General features: G+C 59.9%; 18 protein-coding genes. All 18 read right to left on the bottom strand.

Annotated features, from left to right (window positions below):
* Window position 1: 1 nt before the first annotated feature.
* Window positions 2-1,450: a metalloprotease TldD gene (gene tldD / locus G5137_RS06260; protein WP_266134577.1), complete on the bottom strand. Its 1,449-nt coding sequence runs from the start codon at window positions 1,448-1,450 to the stop codon at window positions 2-4.
* Between the two features lie 133 nt (window positions 1,451-1,583).
* Window positions 1,584-2,417, bottom strand: coding sequence for a carbon-nitrogen hydrolase family protein (locus G5137_RS06255; protein WP_266134576.1), 834 nt, complete (start codon window positions 2,415-2,417; stop codon window positions 1,584-1,586).
* Between the two features lie 25 nt (window positions 2,418-2,442).
* The gene (locus G5137_RS06250; RefSeq protein ID WP_266134575.1) at window positions 2,443-2,763 is read right to left on the bottom strand and encodes a Dabb family protein; all 321 of its coding nucleotides are present in this window, start codon (window positions 2,761-2,763) and stop codon (window positions 2,443-2,445) included.
* 34 nt (window positions 2,764-2,797) lie between these two features.
* A complete protein-coding gene (locus G5137_RS06245) occupies window positions 2,798-6,691 on the bottom strand; it encodes a YhdP family protein (protein WP_421255076.1) in 3,894 nt (1,297 codons plus the stop codon).
* Complete coding sequence (rng, locus tag G5137_RS06240) at window positions 6,692-8,161, bottom strand: ribonuclease G (RefSeq protein WP_005340056.1); 1,470 nt, start codon at window positions 8,159-8,161, stop codon at window positions 6,692-6,694.
* A 95-nt stretch (window positions 8,162-8,256) separates the two neighbouring features.
* The gene (locus tag G5137_RS06235) at window positions 8,257-8,844 is read right to left on the bottom strand and encodes a Maf family protein (protein ID WP_005342909.1); all 588 of its coding nucleotides are present in this window, start codon (window positions 8,842-8,844) and stop codon (window positions 8,257-8,259) included.
* A gap of 2 nt (window positions 8,845-8,846) precedes the next feature.
* Complete coding sequence (gene mreD / locus G5137_RS06230; protein WP_421255075.1) at window positions 8,847-9,338, bottom strand: rod shape-determining protein MreD; 492 nt, start codon at window positions 9,336-9,338, stop codon at window positions 8,847-8,849.
* The gene (mreC, locus tag G5137_RS06225; RefSeq protein ID WP_005342907.1) at window positions 9,338-10,231 is read right to left on the bottom strand and encodes a rod shape-determining protein MreC; all 894 of its coding nucleotides are present in this window, start codon (window positions 10,229-10,231) and stop codon (window positions 9,338-9,340) included. Before mreC ends, mreD begins: the two co-directional genes overlap by 1 nt.
* A gap of 42 nt (window positions 10,232-10,273) precedes the next feature.
* The gene (locus tag G5137_RS06220) at window positions 10,274-11,314 is read right to left on the bottom strand and encodes a rod shape-determining protein (protein WP_005340051.1); all 1,041 of its coding nucleotides are present in this window, start codon (window positions 11,312-11,314) and stop codon (window positions 10,274-10,276) included.
* Between the two features lie 204 nt (window positions 11,315-11,518).
* A complete protein-coding gene (locus G5137_RS06215) occupies window positions 11,519-15,175 on the bottom strand; it encodes a DUF6701 domain-containing protein (RefSeq protein WP_421255074.1) in 3,657 nt (1,218 codons plus the stop codon).
* Complete coding sequence (locus G5137_RS06210; protein WP_421249449.1) at window positions 15,172-15,645, bottom strand: MSHA biogenesis protein MshP; 474 nt, start codon at window positions 15,643-15,645, stop codon at window positions 15,172-15,174. Before G5137_RS06210 ends, G5137_RS06215 begins: the two co-directional genes overlap by 4 nt.
* The gene (locus G5137_RS06205; RefSeq protein ID WP_421249448.1) at window positions 15,635-16,564 is read right to left on the bottom strand and encodes a PilW family protein; all 930 of its coding nucleotides are present in this window, start codon (window positions 16,562-16,564) and stop codon (window positions 15,635-15,637) included. Before G5137_RS06205 ends, G5137_RS06210 begins: the two co-directional genes overlap by 11 nt.
* Window positions 16,564-17,124 carry a type IV pilus modification PilV family protein gene (locus G5137_RS06200; protein ID WP_421255073.1) on the bottom strand — a complete coding sequence of 187 codons (561 nt, stop codon included), beginning with the start codon at window positions 17,122-17,124 and terminating at the stop codon, window positions 16,564-16,566. The genes G5137_RS06205 and G5137_RS06200 overlap by 1 nt, the downstream gene beginning before the upstream one ends.
* Window positions 17,111-17,599, bottom strand: coding sequence for a type II secretion system protein (locus G5137_RS06195; RefSeq protein WP_421249446.1), 489 nt, complete (start codon window positions 17,597-17,599; stop codon window positions 17,111-17,113). Before G5137_RS06195 ends, G5137_RS06200 begins: the two co-directional genes overlap by 14 nt.
* Before the next feature lie 58 nt (window positions 17,600-17,657).
* Complete coding sequence (locus tag G5137_RS06190; protein WP_319920144.1) at window positions 17,658-18,089, bottom strand: prepilin-type N-terminal cleavage/methylation domain-containing protein; 432 nt, start codon at window positions 18,087-18,089, stop codon at window positions 17,658-17,660.
* Window positions 18,090-18,103: 14 nt separating this feature from the next.
* Window positions 18,104-18,775 carry a prepilin-type N-terminal cleavage/methylation domain-containing protein gene (locus tag G5137_RS06185; RefSeq protein WP_106844142.1) on the bottom strand — a complete coding sequence of 224 codons (672 nt, stop codon included), beginning with the start codon at window positions 18,773-18,775 and terminating at the stop codon, window positions 18,104-18,106.
* A gap of 77 nt (window positions 18,776-18,852) precedes the next feature.
* Complete coding sequence (locus G5137_RS06180) at window positions 18,853-19,314, bottom strand: hypothetical protein (protein WP_216979622.1); 462 nt, start codon at window positions 19,312-19,314, stop codon at window positions 18,853-18,855.
* Between the two features lie 145 nt (window positions 19,315-19,459).
* Window positions 19,460-20,680 (bottom strand): MSHA fimbrial biogenesis protein MshG, encoded by a 1,221-nt coding sequence (mshG, locus tag G5137_RS06175; protein WP_421255072.1) that lies wholly within the window; start codon window positions 20,678-20,680, stop codon window positions 19,460-19,462.
* Window positions 20,681-20,707: the final 27 nt, after the last annotated feature.

Raw genomic sequence — 20,707 nt, 5'->3', positions numbered from 1 at the left:
CTTACTGGGTGCCACCCACGGTGAGTTGATCCAGTTTGAGGGTGGGCTGGCCGACACCGACCGGCACGCTCTGCCCCTCCTTGCCGCAGATGCCGACCCCGCGATCCAGCGCAAGATCGCTGCCCACCATGGAGACCTGGCTCATCGCCTCGGGGCCGTTGCCGATCAGGGTCGCCCCCTTGATGGGGGCGGTGATCTTGCCATCTTCGATGAGGTAAGCCTCGGAGGCGGAGAAGACAAACTTGCCGGAGGTGATGTCCACCTGACCGCCGCCGAAGTTGGGGGCATAAATGCCCTTCTTCACCGAGGCGATGATCTCAGCCGGATCATGCTGGCCCGCCAGCATGTAGGTGTTGGTCATGCGCGGCATCGGCATGGCGGCGTAAGATTCGCGGCGCCCGTTGCCGGTGAGCGGTACCCCCATCAGACGGGCGTTCTGCTTGTCTTGCAGATAGCCCTTGAGGATGCCGTTCTCGATCAGCACGTTGTAGCCACCCGGCGTCCCCTCGTCATCGATGGAGACGGAGCCGCGCCGACCCGGCAGGGTGCCGTCGTCGACTATAGTGCAGTGCTTGGAGGCCACCTGCTCGCCGATGCGGCCAGCAAACGCGGAAGATCCCTTGCGGTTGAAATCCCCCTCCAGACCGTGACCTACCGCCTCGTGCAGCAGCACGCCGGGCCAACCGGAGCCCAGCACCACCGGCATGGTGCCGGCTGGCGCGTCGATGGCTTCCAGATTGACCAGCGCCTGACGCACCGCTTCACGCACATAGCCAAAAGCGCGGCTCTCCAGCCCGTCCAGTTCGAGGAACCAGTCGTAACCAAAGCGGCCACCGCCACCGGCACTGCCACGCTCGCGGCGATCCCCCTTCTCGGCGATCACGGTCACCGACAGCCGCACCAGCGGACGCACATCAGCGGCCAGGGTGCCGTCGGTGGCGGCCACCAGCACCTCTTCGTAGACGCCGCTGATGGAGGCCATCACCTGATTGATGGCGGGGTCCAGACTTCTGGCGAACTTGTCCATCTGCTCCAGTAGGGCGATCTTCTGGTGCTTGTCGAGGGTCTGCAGCGGATCCATGGCCGGATAGAGCAGGTTCGCTTCGGTGCGAGTCCACGCCTTCACCTTGCCGTGAGCACCTGCTGCGGCGATGCCGCGAGCGGCAGTCACCGACTGTTGCAACGCCAGCAGGCTCAGCTCGTCCGAGTAGGCGAAACCGGTCTTCTCGCCGCTGACGGCGCGCACCCCGACCCCCTGATCGATGTTGTAGCTGCCATCCTTGACGATGCCATCTTCCAGCATCCAGGACTCGTGCCAGCTGCGCTGGAAATAGAGATCGCCGAACTCCACCTGATGGCTCATCAGGCTGCAGAGCAGCTGCTGCAGGCGCCCTTCGTCGAGGTCGTTCGGGGCCAACAGGGAGGCACTAACCTGGCTCAATAGACTCAATCTTCTTCTCCACTCTCGTAACGAGCTGTTTTAAATCGTCTTGCCGACGGGTTGGCAACAAGCCACACCATCACAACAAACGGGCATGCTCCAGCACGGGCAAACGGCTGCGTTTCAATTTTTCACCACACCATCAGAGCAAACGGGCGTGTTGCAGCACTGGCATGGTGCGTTTCAATTCGTCGATAAGCCCGGGCTCCATCTTCGCCAGCACTGTGCCGCGCCCGGACTCTTTGCTGGCCAGCACCCGGCCCCAGGGGTCGATCACCATGCTGTGGCCCCAGGTCTGGCGCCCCGTTTCGTGAGTGCCGCCCTGATTGGCCGCGACTACGTAGCACTGGTTTTCGATGGCGCGAGCCCGCAGCAGCGGCTCCCAGTGCGCCTCGCCTGTCACGGCGGTAAAGGCGGCAGGCACCAGCAGCACGCGGGCACCGGCACGGGCCAACTGGCGGTAGAGCTCGGGAAAGCGCAAATCATAACAGATCGAGAGGCCGAGGGGACCAAAGGGGGAGTCCACCAGCACGCAGTCCTGACCAGCACTGAAAGTTTCCGACTCCCGATAGCGACCGTGATTGTCCGCCACATCCACGTCGAACAGGTGGATCTTGTGGTAGTGGCCCCTAAGCTCACCACTTGGGTCAAACACCAGCGAGCTGGTGTGGATATGGTCAGAACCTGCGATGGTGGTCGGCATAGCCCCAGCCACCAGCCAGATGCCATAATCGCGGGCCCATTCGGCCAGTTGTTGTTGAATGGGCGTTGCTCCGCTCAGAGTGGCGCTGGGATCGGAGACGATTGCCTCGGCACCATCCAGATAGCCCTGTCGTTCGCCAAACAGGGCAAAGTTCTCCGGCAGCAGCACCAGCAGCGGCCGCTCTTTTGGCAAGGCTGCCAGCTCGGCGGCGATCTGCTCCCGGTTATCCTGCCAGTGACGGCCAGATACCAGCTGTATTGCGGCTAACCACATGACGTTCTCCTTGTCGCTTGGGCCATCAGACGGTGACAGCATCCCCCGCCTGCAGGGTGTAATCCAGCACTATGATGCGCTCCAGCACCGGGCGGAAGATGGCCTTGAGGGCATCGTGATCCGGATGGGGCAGATAGCGCTGGCGGGCTGCTTCGTCGGCGAAGGTCATCAGCACGCTGTGGGTAAAGCCATCATCCCTCCCCTCCGGGCTGTCATTCTCCCCCCACTCCATGGCGGTCACGCCGCTGACCTGATGGGGAATGGCGAGAAAGGCGGTACGCACCGCATCTATCTGGGCAGGCTGGGTGCCCGGCTTGAAGGCGATCAGCAGGATATGTCGGATCATGGCTCACTCCTTGTGATGGTGCCGGGCCGCTCGTTCAGCGCTGAGCGGGCCCCGCGTGTTTAGGGCTCAGCAGGAAAGGGGTCACCTCTTGGGTCGGCAGGCCGGGGGCAACGGCGTCAACCGCCTCTTTCTGCTGCTGGTTGAGCTTGATGCGCGCGCGATCTCGTCCCGCCTCGATCAGCTTGGGTGCGTCGAGCGGGCCCGAGATGCGAAAATCGATGCGGGTCACCACATCCACCACCGGCTCCAGCAGTTTGGAGAGGGCCAGCACATAGAGACCCGTGATCGGCGTGATGGAAAAGGCCGCCACCACCGGCAGGGTGCCACCCAGATTCGGGGAAAAGCTCAGCTCGTAGTCGAGCCGCCAGCGCACCAAATCGGCGATCCCCTCGCCGCGCAGATTGCCTGCCGCCCCCTTCATATAGAAATCATTGTTGCTGACCTGCCCCTGCTTGATGGTGGCAGAAGCAGACATGGATTCGAAGTAGAAACCCTTGTCGAACACATCGCGAAAATCGAGGCGCAGCTTGCGCAGCAGGGAGTCGAGACTGAGCAGGGAGAGCAGCCGTGCTCCCTTGTCGTTGACCTCGCGCAGGGTGCCGCCCTCCAGCTGATAGTTGGCACTGCCCCCCAGAGTCGGCAGGCTCGGGCGATAGGGCACATCCTGCCAGTTCAGATCAAAAGCGAGGGAGCCGGGGGCATCGCCGATGGGGGAGGTGTAGCCGAGCCGCTTGAGCAGCAGCTCGCTGTTGTTGCTAGTCAGCTTGCCACGGGCGCGGGTCTCCATCCGATTGCCATCGGCCAGCCAGTCGACGCTGCCGGTGAGCTGACTACCTGCCAGCCGCATATCCAGTCCCTTGAGGGTCACCTTGTTGGCGCCGGGCACCAGCTCCCCTTTCACTTCGCCGAGCGGCAATGCGCCAAAGCGGCAATCGACGCAGCTGAATGTCAGCCAGGGGATGGAGGCCATGATGGCGTTATCCTGCCTGGCATCGGGATCCGGACTGAGATCCGAACTCTTGCCGGACCAGAAGATGCGGGCAAACTTGGCGTCTACCGGGCGATTGGCTACTGCGGGCTGGCGGATCACCCCCATCACGTCGGGGCTGTCGATCATCACCTCGGTCGCCTGATTGGTCGGCCCCACGGTGAAACGTACCGCCTTGAGGGTGGCACTGCCGATATAGGCGCGAGCCAGCTGCCCATCCACCCACCACTCCTGCGGCAAGAAGGCCGGTCCAACCACCGCATTGCCGGTCTGGTTCTGCGCTGGCAGCCACTGCTTGAGTCGTGCCAGCCAGCTGCCAACGTCAGCCTCCTGCTGGTTGATGGCAAGCAGCATGGGGGCATCGCGCAGCACCCGGGCACCCGGCTGTCCCACATCGACCCGCACCCGGCTGAGATAAGGCACCCCTTCGCCGTAAACCAGTCGGGTCTGCATATCCACATCAGCCCCAAGCACGGCGCGAATGTCGGCGCTGCCATCCCGGCCACGGGCGATCACCTTGAGCGGCAGCCGGCTGGCTCTGCTCTTGGCCAGAGGCAGCGGCAGATCCAGCCCCATCCCCTGCAGGTTGGAGTCGAGCGCCAGCTGGAAGCTGAATGGCTTGCTCTCGGGCAAGGTCAACCCGAGCTTGCCGCCCCAGTTGCTGCGGCCGTTGAGGATACCGTACGAGGAGATGGCGGCGGGTTGGCGGCGGCTATCCCACTGCCCCTTGAAATCGAGGTCGACCTGATAGTGATCCGGATGCTGGCGCCCCTGATAGTCGAGGGTCAGCGGCTGGTTCCACAAACTCGCCTTGAGGTTACTGAAACGGGTCTGTTCGTTGTCATATTCGAGGCGCCCCTCGACCTTCTCCAGCGGCAGATCCAGACTGGCGACCCGCACCTTGTTGTTGCTGAAGGTGGCATCGCCACTCGCCTTCACCTCGCTCTCGCCATCGAGAGGAATATCGAGCTTGACCGATCCTGCCATCGGGCCGCGGATCTCGATCTCCCGCAGCGCCTGACCTACCGAACTGCCCAGCGGGGAGTCCTGCAGGTAGTCGCTGATGGCCTTGCCCTCCCCCTGCACCTTGGCATCCACATAGAGGTGGGCGCCGGGGGAGAGATCCGGGATCCAGGCATGCACCGAGTCGGAGCTCGCCTTGCCGAGTTTGGTGGATCGGCTGCGCATATCGAGACCGGCATTCTGGAACAAGAGATCGATCTGCAGATCGGTAAGCGGTTGCCAACCGGGGAAGAACTCGTAGGTGGCCTGCTCCAGCGGCACCGCCACCTGGAAGATGCCCTTGCCATTGTCGTAGGGGAAATCCCGAAACTCCCCATACCAGAGCAGGTCGGCCCCCTTGGCCTTGCCTCCCTTGATGGCGCCACTCAGGTAATCCACCAGCCCCTTGTCCATCGCCTGCAGCGGGAAGTAGCGATCCGCATGGCCCGCATTCTTCACATCGATGCGGCCGGTCAGGGCGAGGAAAGGGTGCTCGAACAGATCGAGGCGGAAACGGCTGGCCAGGGTCAGATCCGGGTTATCCAGCGCGATATCCTGCCCGTAGAGCACCCAGCCCTGTTCCTCGCGCCACCAGTCGAGGCGGGCCGAGAAGTTGTCGACCGGGATCGGCATCTTGAAGTGACGGGCGGGATCCACCTTGTCATTCGCCAGCGCCAATCTGGCGCTACCGCCGGTCGGGGTAAGCCAGAACTCGCCGTTGAGATCCTGCATTCCGGGTATATCTTGCCAGGCCTTGAGGCGCACCTTGCTGAAGCGGCCACTGAAGGAGAGATCCTGCCAGTCGGCATTGGCCAGCAGCGTCAGATCCTGCACCGCCCCCTGCGGATTGGTCTGGCGCAGGGTCTCGCAGAGTGTGGGGTAGAGCGCCGAGACCAGCTGACTGATCTGGGTGATCTTGTCGAACTCAATACTGGGCAGATAGCCCTGCACCCGATCCCCGATCCGTTCCAGTTGCAAGCGGCTCTGCAACCAGGGTTTGCCATCCAGCTTGAAGGTGACGTTGTGGCTAGCCAGTTGCCAGTCAGTGCCGTCACGGCGCAGCTGGATCTTGCCACCATCGAGACCGAAGCGGTGCATCTCCCCTTTCTTGGGATCCTTCCAGATCAGGTAGTTGTTGCCAAACGCCAGCAGAGTATTGCCCAGCTTGCCACTGTCAAACTCGCTCCAGAGCTGGAAGTCGAGCTGACCGGCAACCTTGGGTTCGCCCGCATGGATCCTGGCGAGGGTCGGGGTAATATCGAGCTGGCGGGCACCCAGATAGAGCTGCCCCTTGAGGCGATCGAGCCGATCTTGTGGCGTATCTACATCGAGTATCAGGTCCAGGGTGCTCTCGCCTACCCCGTTGATGAGATAGGCCTTACCGACCCCCTGATGGCGCTTGCCACGATTCTGCCAGCGCAGTTGGGCAATATCGAGTGCTCGCATGTCTCCCAGTGCGGTGGTGACATTGAGCCGGGTGTTATGGATGTCAAAGGTGGAGAGCTGGGTCAGCAGAAAGCGCAGCAGGGCGCCCTGCTGGGGATCGCCGGAAGGGCTGTCGTCAGCCGGTTGGCGCAAGTCGAGGGTGATATCGCCATCGCTGAGGATCAGCTCGCCAAACACCGGCTTTAGCTCGTTAATAGTGCGCCAGAAGTCGAGATGCACCCAGGCCTTGCCGAGCTTGACGGTATAGCGTTTGGAGTCGGGGGCAACGGCGAGCTGTTGCAGTTCGAGGGCCGGGCCTGACTGTGTCCAGCTCAGTCCAATTTGATCGACGCTGACCTTGATTTGCGAATCGCCGAGCAGAGTGTGGATAAGGCTCTCTCGATACTGATTCAGCAAAGGGCCCCCGACCCGCACCAGGGTGACCAGCATGGCCAGCAGTACGAACAGGACCCCCAGGGCTAACCAGCCCCGACTCAGCCAGCGATAGACCAATTACATCATCACCACGTCGAACTGCTCCTGGCCGCAGAGAGGCTCGCTCACCACCCGCACCTGCTTGCCGATAAACACTTCCAGCTCCGCAAGACTGTGGGACTCCTCGCCATGGAGATAGTCGGCTACGGCAGGGGCTGCGTAGACGGTGAACTGATCTGCATCGTAGGCACGGTTGACCCGGATGATCTCCCGCAGGATCTCGAAGCAGACCGACTCCACCGTCTTGACCCGGCCGCGTCCCTTGCACTCGGGGCACTCGGAGCAGAGCACATGCTCCAGACTCTCTCGGGTGCGCTTGCGGGTCATCTCCACCAGGCCCAGCTGGGAGAAACCGTTGACGTTGGTCTTGGCGCGATCCTTGGACAGCGCCTGCTCCAGACTGTGCAGCACCCGGCGGCGGTGATCTTCCGACTGCATGTCGATGAAGTCGATGATGATGATGCCACCGAGGTTGCGCAGGCGCAGATGACGAGCGATGGCTGCCGTCGCCTCGACGTTGGTATTGAAGATGGTCTCTTCCAGATTACGATGGCCGACAAAGGCGCCGGTGTTGATATCCACCGTGGTCATGGCTTCGGTCTGGTCGATGATGAGGTAGCCACCGGATTTCAGCTCCACCTTGCGCTCCAGCGCCCGCTGGATCTCGTTCTCCACGTCGTAGAGATCGAAGATGGGCGACTCGCCGGGGTAGTACTCCAGTTTGCTGGCCAGCTCCGGCACGTACTCTTCGGTGAAGCGCTTGAGCTGATCGAAGCTCTGGCGGGAGTCGACGCGGATCTTGTCGAGTTCTGCGCCGACGAAATCGCGCACCACCCGGAATGCCAGACTGGGATCCTCGTAGAGGATCTTGCAGGGGGGATACTTCTGCTTGCGCTCGAGGATCTTGCGCCACAGCCGCTTGAGGAAGGCGGCATCCTGCTCCAGCTCCTGCTCCCCCACCCCTTCGGCGGCGGTGCGGATGATGTAGCCGCCTAGTTCATCCACATAACCTGCCACGGTGCGCTTGAGGCGCTCCCGCTCCGCTTCGGACTCGATTCGCTGGGAGACGCCGACGTGAGCGCTGCCCGGCATAAAGACCAGATAGCGGGAAGGCAAGGTGATATCGGTGGTGAGACGGGCACCCTTGGTACCCAGCGGGTCTTTCACCACCTGCACCATGATGTCCTGCCCCTGACGCACCAGCTCGGCGATATTGCCGACCTGGAACTGCTCCTTCTCCTTCACAGCCACACACTCGGTATGGGGCACAATATCGGAGGCGTGTAAAAAGGCCGCCTTGTCCATACCGATATCGACGAAAGCCGCCTGCATGCCCGGGAGCACCCGGCTGATCTTGCCTTTGTAGATGTTGCCGACAATGCCGCGTTTGGCCTGACGCTCTACATGCACTTCCTGCAGCAGACCGTTTTCGACCAGAGCGACCCGGGTTTCGGAGGGGGTAACGTTAACCAGCAGTTCTACCGACATAAGTAACCTTGCCTGTTCCAGTTTTGAATTCTTATACAGCCAATCCGGTACAACGCGCGCAAGGAAGAACGCAGCAGAGCACAGCTGACGGAAAATTACTTGTGTTGTTCCAGATGCTGCTTGATCAATAGATCCGTCTCCAGCAGCGGCAGGCCGACCACGGCGCTATAGCTGCCTTCGATGCGGCTGACAAACTTGCCGGCAATCCCCTGAATGCCGTAGGCCCCGGCCTTGTCACAGGGCTCTCCGGTTTGCCAGTAGGCCTCAATCTCGGCCTCGTCCAGCTTGCGAAACGCCACGTTGGTGGTGACCAGTCGCACATCGCAGCGCTCGGGGGTGGCCAGCGCCACCGCGGTCATCACCTGATGTACCTTGCCGGAGAGTGCCTCCAGCATATCCTTGGCATCGAGCAGATCGGACGGTTTCTCCAGCACCCGATCCCCCAGCACCACTATGGTGTCGGCACCCAACACCGGCAACGCCGTCGGCGCACACGCCACACCAGCCATCGCCTTGTCGCGGGCGAGACGGCAGACATAATCCTGCGGTTTCTCCCCCTCTTCCCGTTGCTCCGGCACATCCAGTTTCAGCACATCAAAACGATAGCCAAGCTGGGCCAACAGTTCGCGACGACGGGGGGAACCCGATGCAAGATAGAGTTGCAGTTCGTTGTTTTTGCTCATATTTACCTGATATTGAAGCGGCGCCGCACTTTGCGCAACACCAGAAACACCCAGGGCCATATTAGCATCGTCGTCAACGTCGACCAAAAGTAGGCGAAGTTGAGGCTGGCCCGGCTAAACAGGTGTTCGGCCCAGAACACCGTCAGCTTGCCTACCAGCGACAGCCCACCGATGATCAGGGCCTGCTGCCAGAGGGAGAAGTTGCGGATCTTCTGGAACTGGAATGCTGCCAGATAGGTGGTGATGGCCATCGCCATGGCCCGCACGCCGAGGGTGCTGCCAAGCAGCACATCCAGCAGCAGGCCGGCCACCCAGGCGGTGCCGACGTTGGTCCGGTGCGGCAACGCCAGTGCCCAGTAAATGAGCACCATGGCCAGCCAGTCCGGACGAAATGGATCAAATTCGAAAGGAAGCGGCAGGATCGACAGGCTCAAAGCCAGCAGGATCGAAATCCAGATCCAGATCCAGATCCTGCCGCTGGCAGGTTGCAGCATCAGCGAGTGGCTCCTGCGGCGGAGGCAGCCGTTGCCACCCGTTCGCCATTCTCATCATCATGTACTTCGGGTTTCTTGTCGGTCCACAGCAGCAGCAGATAACGCAGCCGATCCAGCTCTACCAGCGGCTTGGCCTCGACCTGGGCGAAGGGCTTGCCCTCCACATATTCGGATCGGGTCACGGTCGCCACCGGATAACCTTCCGGGAAACGGCCACCCAGACCCGAGGTGACCAGCAGATCCCCCACCTGAATATCGGTGTTGCGCGGCAGGTTGCGCAGCTCCAGCTTGTCGAGCTCGCCACTGCCGGAGGCGATGGCGCGCAAGTCGTTGCGCAGCACCCGCACCGGAATACCGTGGCTGGAGTCGGTGATCAGCAGCACGCGACTGGTGGTGGAGCCCACGTGGAGCACCTGACCAATCACCCCCTGATCGTTGATCACCGCCTGACCGTTATAGACGCCATCCAGCGCCCCCTTGTTGATCAGCACCTGATGGCTGAAGGGGTCGGAATCCACCGACAGCAGCTCAGCCACCATCTTGCGGGACTCTTTGTGCACCGGTGAACCCAGCAGCTCGCGCAGACGCTGGTTCTCGTGCTCCAGATGATCCATCTTGAGCAGGCGAGAGCGCAGGGTAAACAGCTGTTGCTCCTGCTGCTTGGTCTGCTCGATGAGATCGGCACGGGTCTGCACCTGGGTCGACATGGTGTCGAGCAGGGTACCGGGCGCATTGGCCATGTATTGCAGGGGACTGACTAACGAACTGAGGTAGACGCGGACATGGGTAAACACACCGAAGCGGGAATCCGCGACGATGGCAGCGATGGAGATGATGACGGCGAGAAACAACCGTAACTGAAGCGAAGGGCCTCTACCAAAAATGGGTTTCATGGGTCGTCAAAAAAGAGCCGGCACGCTGGCCGGCTTTGGGTCTTATTCGTAGTGGAACAGATCGCCACCGTGCATATCGATCAGCTCCAGCGCCTTGCCGCCGCCACGGGCCACACAGGTGAGGGGATCTTCGGCCACGACGACAGGAATGCCGGTCTCTTCCATCAGCAGACGGTCGATATCTTTCAGCAGAGCGCCACCACCGGTCAGCACCATGCCGCGCTCGGAGATGTCGGAAGCCAGTTCCGGCGGAGACTGCTCCAGCGCCACCATGACGGCGGCCACGATACCGGACAGCGGCTCTTGCAGCGCTTCCAGGATTTCGTTGGAGTTGAGGGTGAAACTGCGCGGTACACCTTCAGCCAGGTTGCGACCACGGACTTCGATCTCGCGCACCTCTTCGCCCGGATAGGCGGAGCCGATCTCGTGCTTGATACGCTCGGCAGTCGCTTCACCGATCAGGCTGCCGTAGTTGCGACGGACGTAGCTGATGATCGCTTCGTCAAACTTGTCGCCACCGATACGGACTGACTGGGAGTAGACCACACCGTTCAGGGAGATGATGGCCACTTCAGTGGTACCACCACCGATATCAACCACCATGGAACCGGTCGCTTCGGATACCGGCAGGCCGGCACCGATGGCAGCAGCCATAGGCTCATCGATCAGGTAGACCTCGCGGGCACCGGCGCCCAGTGCGGACTCCTTGATGGCGCGACGCTCAACCTGGGTTGAACCGCACGGTACACACACCAGCACACGCGGGCTGGGGCGGAAATAGTTGTTGTCGTGAACCTGCTTGATGAAGTGCTGCAGCATCTTCTCGGTCACGTAGAAATCGGCGATCACGCCATCTTTCATCGGGCGGATTGCGGAAATGTTGCCCGGGGTACGGCCCAGCATCTGCTTGGCGGCATGACCGACAGCAGCGACCGATTTGGCGTTCCCGCGCTCTTGGCGAATGGCGACAACTGAGGGTTCGTTAAGGACGATCCCTTGATCTTTTACATAGATCAGGGTGTTGGCAGTTCCCAAATCGATCGACAGATCGTTGGAAAAGACGCCTCTGAGCTTTTTGAACATGGCTACGGGAAATCCTAAGAATTTGGAGGTGCAGAAAACCGGCTAACTTTACCAATGCCCACCCCAATGGGCAAGCGCTCAAACTGTCGCCAATCAATCAGGCGCGACAAAAATGCGAGTCATCACTCACTCGCACACGCTTGCAAACACTAATAAACAAGGATTTAGGGGGATGCTGTTGAGCCAACCCCCCTTACACATCAATTACTGCAATACTTCGCGCCGATAAATAATTCTGTCATTACCCCGGCTGGAGCCGAAAATGGCCTCACCTTGCAGGTTGCCGTCATTGGCACTCGTTGGGTCAGACAACCAGAGTGGCGATGATGGCTGTTTTGCCAATTCGACCTTGTAGGGGATGCGCACCGAGATGTCCGGCTTGGCAAAGTGGAACAGGATCTCCCCGTCTTTCGCCAGTGCAGCATCCCCACCCGGTGCCGAACTGCCCAATCCCAGCTTGATCTTGCGACCTGCCCCCAGATTCAGCTCGCGAGTCGCCGCATCAAAGGTGTGACTCGGATTGAGGAAAGTGAACCCCTGATTGGCCAAAGAGAACTGGGTACATTGATCTTCCTTGTTTTGCAGCCAGTTGCCCCCTTCGTAATATTGCATCTGCAGTGGAATGGCCAGCGGTGCCGAGGCCAGACCCGCCGCCGTGCCCGCCTGCAGGCGGCCAAAATAGGCTTTCATAGGCACACTGTCTATCTGACGGGCATTACAGCCGCTGCCACTGCAGTTACCTACCACGGCATCATTGAAATTCGGGCTGGCAATCAGCGTTCTGTCGCCATCGTTATCCCTCATATACAGACCAAACAACAAAGAGTTGTAGGGACCATCCGGTTGCGTGCCAGAGAGGCGCACAAACTCGCTGCTACCGGTAGTCAAGGCCGCACGGCCATCGAGCCATGGCAGCGGCTGCAGACTGCGCAAGCGGCTCGACAGGGATTTACCATCCTTATCATTGGCAACCGAGAGATAGGCTTCGCCCTTGGCAAAGGGCCCCGTATAGTTTCGGGTCTGTACGCCCATCGTATTACGAGCCAGCACATCCAGCATGACGCCAAAGGGCTGCCCCATATAGGAGAACGCATTGCAGGCTGGCACTATGTCGCCGCTCACCAGATTGAAGTCGGCAGGAATAAAACGCCCCACCGGCTGGCTCTGGGTTGATGGGATGGTGTAATTGAAGTAGCCATTGACTGGCGGCGTCGCCGTCATCCGGAATACTCCCACCTCGCTCACAGTCTGGCTAACGCTATTGATACTGTTGGCCGCAGCAACATGGTTATAGGTGGTAGTACCCAGCGTTGCATTAGTGCCCGGATTGGGTGCCACCAGCGTACTGCCCAGAGCAATATTGGGCAGGGCAAAGTTGGGCGTAGTCTGATTCCCTACGCAGATATCCCCATCATTGGCGGATTCCCAGGCCATCGCCTTGATATCTACCTGGAACGTTTCCCCCGCTTTTTTGAATACCGGACAGCTGCTGTCACCTGCCGCGCAGACCCCTTGCGGGGGCGTGATGCACAGACCGACCGGGCGAGCCACAAACTGATCCGCGCCTAGCATCACCAGACCGGCTTCACTGCCAGTACCATCATAACGAGCATCCAGTTGCACCTTGCCCGCATCCGGGTACTTAACCGTTATGCTCGACTGCCCCTGCGCATCGAATACGAGGGAGAGCGGCGTTGCAGCCCCCTGACTGGCACCAATCGTACTGCTGTTGACGCTCATCTGGCTGTTATAGGGGTTACTGGTGGGGGTGATATAGCTGCTCCAGAACTTGACGCTCTTGCTCTGGCTGGCAAACCCCGGCACACACTGCTTGGTCACATCGCTCTTTTTGACCGCCTTGATGGTCACCGTCTGCGGCTGGTTCGAGTAGGTGTCGGGCACGTCGAAGATAAATCCGCTGTCGGCAAAGGTGAGCGTACAGGCAGCCGCACTCTTGGCGCCACCGCCAACCCGGCACAGGGTGGTACTCAACGGTTTGGTCGAGGGCGTCGAGCCGCTGACCCCGACGGTCACCGTACCGGCGGTATTCTGTCGCAGCGCCAGCGTGGTGGTTCCTCCGCTGAAGCTCACTTGATTGCCTCCCACCCAACCACCGCTGCTACTCGTTGCGGGTTGCAGGGTGGCAGTCACGGGTTCGGTCACCAACAGGCTGCAGTCGGCATTGGCACAGGCCCGAATGGTCAGGGTTTCAGGGTTGCAGGTCAGCGCATTGCCGCTGTGATCGAATTCGAAATGATCGATCTGGGTGCCCACTGGACTGGAACGCAGCGCACAGATCCGCACGTTATCGATCTCGTGGAAGTTGGTCACCGACCCGGTGGACCCAGTCAATGACAGCAGGAAGTTGCCCGGTACTGTCGCTTGGCCGGTCTGGCTCGTCATGTTGATTGGACCAACGAGCGTACGAAACCCGTCACCGCTATCCCGTTCGACGGTGGCCACCGAGTTGCCCGCCGTGCGAGAGTCGACCGTAATGCGATAGCGGTGGGGGCGATTGCTGTTGGTACCGCTGTCGACGGTCGGGTTGAGATTGCTGGCGGTTCCGGCCAGGTAGCGGTAACCGGAGGTACCGGAGCCGGATCCGCGAATAGAGACGGCCTGCGGTCGGGAGCCGATATTATAAGACCCCCCCTCATTGGCGTAGTTGCCGTATTCGTCGATCCCGACACCAAGCCAGCCGCCCGCAAAACCACTGATCCCGGTCTTGAAACCGTATCCCAGGGGGCCACCAAATGCACCAGGTTGTGGCGTCAGGGTGGCATCCGAGAGCACCACCGCCATGCCATCCGCCCCGCTTGTGCCGGAAGTCTTGTAGGCGTATTGATCGAACTCGACCGTCACCAGGTTACCTGCACCGGGGAAGAGGCGCTGGAAAGTGGCCGACGTGGCCTGGTTGGTGACGTTCTGGGTGAGACGCAGGCGACCATTCTGCACCGATGGCAATGTGCTGTTGTTGCGCTGAGCCACGACCCAACTGTCGGGGTTGATCTGGCTGCTTTCGAAACCGTCGACAAAACAGGTCAGCATCGGCGGAAGTACCGCTTCATTGATGCTGGACTGGGCATCCATGGCCAGATAGCGGGCCGTCACCCTGCCATAGACGGTGGCATTATTGTTCATGGTGAGCTTCCCATCGGCATAGAGATAACCATAAAACGTGGTGCGGTTGTCGATCACCATGTCGTTATAGTTAACCCAGATGAGACTGCCCTGATTATTGGCATTGATATTGACCGTATTGACCAGCTTGACATCCTGATTGACGAAAATCCGGGTGGTGCCACTGCCTGAGAGACGGATGGTACCGCTGTCCAGAATCAGCTTGTCGATGAAGTAATCCCCCTCCCCCAGCACCAGGATCGCGTTGTTGCGCACTGTCAGCGTCTTGATCAGGTAGGTGCTGCGGCTGGGGAACGTCATAGTGCAGTTTTCTACCGTCATCGCACCATAAGAGGTACTGGAAGCCGTTTGCGCACCGAACGAACAGAGCTGGGTCGAATTGGAGGTGATGGCGGGAAAAGCATTATTCCCGCTCAGGGACAGCCCGCGGATATCTTTGCCAGTAACGCTACAAACCATGTAGCCGCCAGTACCATCATCGCAGCGCGGCGTATTGTTCTGATCCGGCTGGATGGAGCAGAAGTTGAGAGGCAAACCGCCGGAACCGTTGATCTTGGCGTTGTTGAGTTGGCTAAGCTGGTAGCCGCTAATCTGATGGCAAACGTTATTGTTGTTGCCATGATGCCCTTGCACCACATCCGGAAAGAGCGTGCCTGTGTCGATAGGGTCGAAGGCCCAGACATGGCCAGTAAAGAGGGCAAGCGCCCATACCCATTTCATTGTCCGCCTCCGTCATACGCTTCAAGCATCAGAGTTCTGCTCACGGCAAAATCGGGACTCGCACTATCCAGTTCAGAGGAACCACAGGTTCCGACACTCTCGAGACGATAGCCATTAGTCACGGCACCGTTATAGGTCACCGGAACCTGAGTGCAACGCACAGCAACTTGGCACTGCACCAGACCGGTAACGCCGGTGAACGAGGGGGTCGGGCTGATCCAGTCACAACGATCCTGGGGAGATGGCGCAGCAGGCCGGTTCGGAAACAGCTGATACAGAGCAATCTCCAGCCCGCTCTGGGCGGCCAGCAGAGCCCGCACGCTGCGCACCTCCACGGTATTTTTCTCGCCGCTATCGACCAGAAAACGGCCCATTGCAGCCGCCAGCAGCGCCATCACCACAATCACAAACAGGGCGATCATCAAGGCACTGCCTCGCATCCGTCCGAAAGCCTGTGGATCAGGGCACATTGAACACCTCTATCTTGTGGTTGAAGGTGACCGACTCCCCCTTGCGTTCGAACAAGAACCGCATGCCAAACTCCCCTTCCGCGTTGAATGCCGATGTTTCCCGATAGAAACCGCCAGCGCGGAGCGACTCTGCCATCAGCACGCCTTGCGCAGGTAAAGGAGCACCGATTGCGGCACTGGCACGAGTGAGGGTGCCCCCATCAACGCAATAACGTACCTGTTGATTGGCAAAGTAGACACGGCTACCGGGAGAGAGGCCAGCCAGACTCTCGCTATTGGTATAGCGGATCGTTTGTGCGCCGGAGACGGGCGCCAGCACATCAGCAACCCTGGCCACACAGCGGCCATATTCACAATTGCTCAGCAGCGACCCTGCACTTGGGTCAGGTACCGGGAAAACGATCATCCAGTCACCTTTGCCGACGGCTAACGGATCTGCACTCGACGGGCTGGCAGCAGAAGCCGGGGTCGCCATCACCAGCTCAAGGGTGGCCGTGCTCCCCGACATGGCACGGTTAAGCGCCAGATAGCGGCTGGAGGTGCTGATAGGCCAGAACCGCAGGCAAGCCCCCGAGTCAACCCAGGTACCATCAAGCGTCTCGATCCGCTCCGATCCTGGCACCGCATCGCGCAGTTCGCGGTTAAGCCGCTCCATGGCGAAACGGGCATCGCTCATCAACTGTTCACGACTGCTGGCATCACCATAGATCTGGCTGCCGATGCCGATAAACTGGCTGGTAAATGTCGCCATGATGCCCAGCAGCAGGATCACCATCACCAGCTCGACCAGGGTAAAGCCACTGTTACCCCCAGGTTTACGGTAAGTTCGACTAGCCGCCAGACATAATCGGAAGCCGGAAGTGGTTACAGGAGCGGACTTTCGGACAGGCAGGCAACCCCCGACAGCGGAACGATTCATCAGTAGTTCCCCCGGTAGAAGGAGAAGTCGAGTACGCTCTCATCCGGCAGCTTGATCTGCAGATCAATCCGCTTGCCCACAGAACAGGGTGCGGTACAACTCTTGAAGGTGCCATCGCTAAAATCGACGGCGCTGACCGCAATCCTGACCTGATAGTTGCGATACTCCTCGCCGCTGATCCCCGCCGCCGTCTGGGTAAACAAGCTGGCATCCCGCCAGTTTCCCGCAGTATCGAAGTCATCCACATCGTTATAGGCGTAGGGAGCCGGCTCACCATCGGGGCCATAACTGCCGGAGCAGGGAGCTATGTTCACCCCCGCCACCTGCTCGCCACAACGATAACGGCCACCATTATGATCCGAATGTTCATCAAACGACTTTTGCAGGATCTCGCCGGAGAGGCGCTGGGCCAGCTGGGCGGCGCGTACCTGCTGCACCGGGTCTACCGCCTGCGGCGCCTGATTGATGAGTAACCCCAATATGCCGGTCAAGGCCACCGCCAGCAGCACTATGCCAACGATCAGCTCAATCAGGGTAAAGCCGCGCTTAAGGGATCTCATGGATATACCCCTCAGACTCAATCTGGATGCGGCTGGTTTCGCGACCATCACTCACCAGCAAGGTACAACCGTTGGCACAGTTGCCTAGCGGTCTGCCCATCTGATCGAAGCGGAGTACGAAGCTTCTGTTGCTGTTCAGGGAAAGCGTGATTCCGTCAGAGGCGGTCACCAGCCGACCACGGGTGCGCAGGTTATCGGTCCAACCACTGCCCAGATCATCGCTGGCGGGACACGCCGCATAAGTACGGTGGGCAAAACGGGGAGAGGCGACCACCAGCAGGGTACAGCGGTTGGCAGGCTCATGCATATTGACGGTCTGTACCAACCGTAGACGGGTCAGCAGTTCATCACGCACAGTTTGAGTTTCAACGCCGCCTTTGCCCAGCCATTTGGGCACGACAAAGGCGGCGAGAATCCCGAGTAACAGGATCACCACAACCAGTTCAATCAGGGTAAAGCCCTTGGTTGCAGGCATGGTTTTTCTCATAGGGGGAAAGAAGAAAGCGAGGCCAAAGCCTCGCTTGATAATTCAATCAGTTGCTACAACCTGTCACATCAACACTGAATGCAGCGGCTGAAGTGGCCTCATTGTATTTAACTTGGCAATTAGCGTTATTGCCAGCCGCCTTGGGCTTGAAGGTCCCTTTGGATGCAGATACTTCATCCCACCCATCTAAAGTAACGGCGTTTGCAATGGTACCTACTGTCGGATAGCCATACTTGGCATCGACGGTAGTGCCAGCAACAGAGACTGCCGCAGAAGAGTTTTCAATACCTTGGATAGCCGCCTTACTGTAAATCATCTGAGCCGCACTCTGTAGTGATGCTTTGACCCCATCAGCAGCTGCTTTACGCGCATCATCCTGCAGATTCAGGAACTTGGGTGCAGCGGTGACCGCCAGAATACCCAGAATAATGATCACGATAACCAGTTCGATCAGGGTAAAACCCGCCTGTTTTTTCATTTCACTTTCCTCTGTCAATTGATGTTGGTAGTCACCTGACCGGACGCCGGACGGTAACTGAAACTCATGAATGCATCAGTACTGCCTTGCGGATCCTGATACTTGCCATCGCTGCCCTTACTCAAACTATTGACCAGATAGTAACGACAGACCGAATCCAGTCCATTACTGCTCACAGTGGCATAGTATTTCAGGTCATTGCCGCTACCGCGTACTTCATTGAAGTTGGCCGTAGCCTTGGGCGGGTTTTGCAGCAACCCCTCCCAAATCTTGAGACAACGCTCTGCGCTCAGATTGGCCGGATCCACATCCGGATTGCCGCTGGCCGCAGTATCCATGGGATAGCCGGGAGACAACTCGCCGTTGCTGATCTGGGCATCGGTCGGCGTGGTCAGATAGAAGCGGCTGCCGTCATAGAGCACGGTATTGAGGCTATCCTGTTTGGCGCGCCCTTCCGCTTCCCACTGGGCCCGCACTAGCGACACTCCTGTTGCAAAACCACCCGAGACGCCCTCGACGCTGGCCTTTTTCGCCTCGTCGGTTACATCCAGAAAACGGGGCAACGCTGTTACCGCCAGGATCCCCAGGATCACGATAACGATCACCAGCTCAATCAGGGAGAAGCCGGCGGTCACTCTTGTCATCCCGTTATTTGGCATTGATGGTGCCATTGGTTTCATTTTCATGCTCCCTTGGTAATGGCCGATATTATTTCATGCAGACCTAAAAAAATCATGTAGTTGGGTCATATGATTAGCCTCATTCAAGGCTTTTTAATCACTCGCCCGTCGGAAAACAGATAAACCAGCCAATAACCATCCCACCCCATCTCGCACCCGCTGCCATCGGGGCGGGCCAGAAACTGCAAGGGTGGCATGCCCCCCTCCGTCTCTCCCACCAACGCCAGCCACAACTGACGACAATTTTCTGATGGTGATTGCAGGGGCAACAGTCCGAGTGGCCAGCCACGCTCATCAAATTGCCAACCATGACCCGCGCTATGCAGGGTGTCGGGGCGCCGCTCATTCAGCCAGATCCCGTGCAAACGCTGTGCCCGCTCCGCAAATTGCTCCCCCAGCAGGGTGAGCGAAAGCTGTTGCGCCTCCTCCCGGTTGATCTGATAGCTGCGCACCAGGGTCGTGACGATCACCATCAACAGCATTATCACGGCGATCCGCCGATATCCGGCCAGCCAGCGATCATCCTGTTGTGTCTGTCTGTTCATCCACTCCTCGACTCCCTCGCCCTATTGCCTCTTACGACGCTCATCATGCCCAGCCACTCAGGTGTGAAGATGCCGAGTTACTTGCTACGAACCACTCACATCCCGCTCGCATCATGTCCCACCATTCTGGCGTGAAGATACGGGGTTACTTGCCTCTTACGGCCCGCATCATGTCCCACATCGGCGTGAAGATACCCAGCGCCAGGATCAATACCATGACCGCCACGATCCCGATCAGGATCGGCTCGATCCGGGCGGTGAGGCTCTTGAGGTCATAGTCCACCTCCCGCTCGTAATACTCGGCCGCCTCGTGCAGCAGATCATCGACCTGGCCTGTCTCTTCCCCCACCGCGATCATCTGCATCACCAGCGGGGTGAACAGGCCGCTGCTGCCGGCGGTGCGCAGCAGGCTCTCGCCCCGCTCGATGCCGGCCCGCATGTCGCGGATCCGGCCCGCCATCCAGGCGTTGTCCACCGCATCGGCCACCAGACTCAGAGCCGTGTTGAGCGGCACCCCGGCCTTGAGCATCATGGAGAAGCTGCGGGCGAAACGGGCCAACAGGGAGCGCTCTATGATGGTGCCGACAATCGGCAACTTGAGCTGCCAGCGGTGCCAGGTCAGCTTGCCCTTGGTGGTGGCGACCCAGCGGCGCCAACCGAACACCATCCCCGCCAGAATAGCGAGCAGCAGCCACCAGTAGTTGACAAAAAAGTGCGAGGTGGCGAGCAGAATGCGGGTCGCCAGCGGCAACTCCACCCCGAATTTGGCGAACATGCCGGCAAACACCGGGATCACCATGATATTGAGGATCACCATGGCGATACCGATGGCGATCATCACGAAGCTGGGGTAGCGCATGGCGGTCTTGATCCGCTTGCGGGTTTCCAGCTCCAGCTCGAAATAGTTGGCAAGCTGCAAGAACGCCTCTTCCAGCTGACCCGTGTTCTCCCCCACGTGGATGATGGCCACGAACAGGCTGCTGAACACCCTGGGGTGGGCCTGCATCGAGCTCGACAGCGGCCGGCCGTTGCCCAGATCCTCTCCCAGCGCGTGCAACGCACGCTTGAGCGGCTTGCTGTGGGCGCTCTCCTCCAGCCCGGCGATGGCGCGCAGGATGGGGATGCCGGCCCGGGTCAGGGCATACATCTGGCGGCTGAACACCACCAGCTCGTCCAGCCGCACGCCCCGCTCCAGCAAGAGCGACCAGTCGAGGGCGGCCGCCTTCGCCTTGCCGGGTTTCAGCTCGGTCGGCATCACGCCGCGGCGCATCAGCTGCTCGGCCGCAGCCATCTCGTTGGCCGCTTCCACCACCCCGCTGACGGCATTGCCCTGGCTGTCGCGCCCCTTGTAGGCGAAGCTGCTCATGGGGTGCCTCGCGCCAGCCGGCCACGT

Source organism: Aeromonas sp. 600282 (assembly GCF_049175755.1).
Classification (GTDB): Bacteria; Pseudomonadota; Gammaproteobacteria; order Enterobacterales; family Aeromonadaceae; genus Aeromonas; species Aeromonas veronii_A.
Note: the sequence above shows the minus strand (reverse complement) of the source record. Positions and strands in the feature narration are given on the sequence as shown.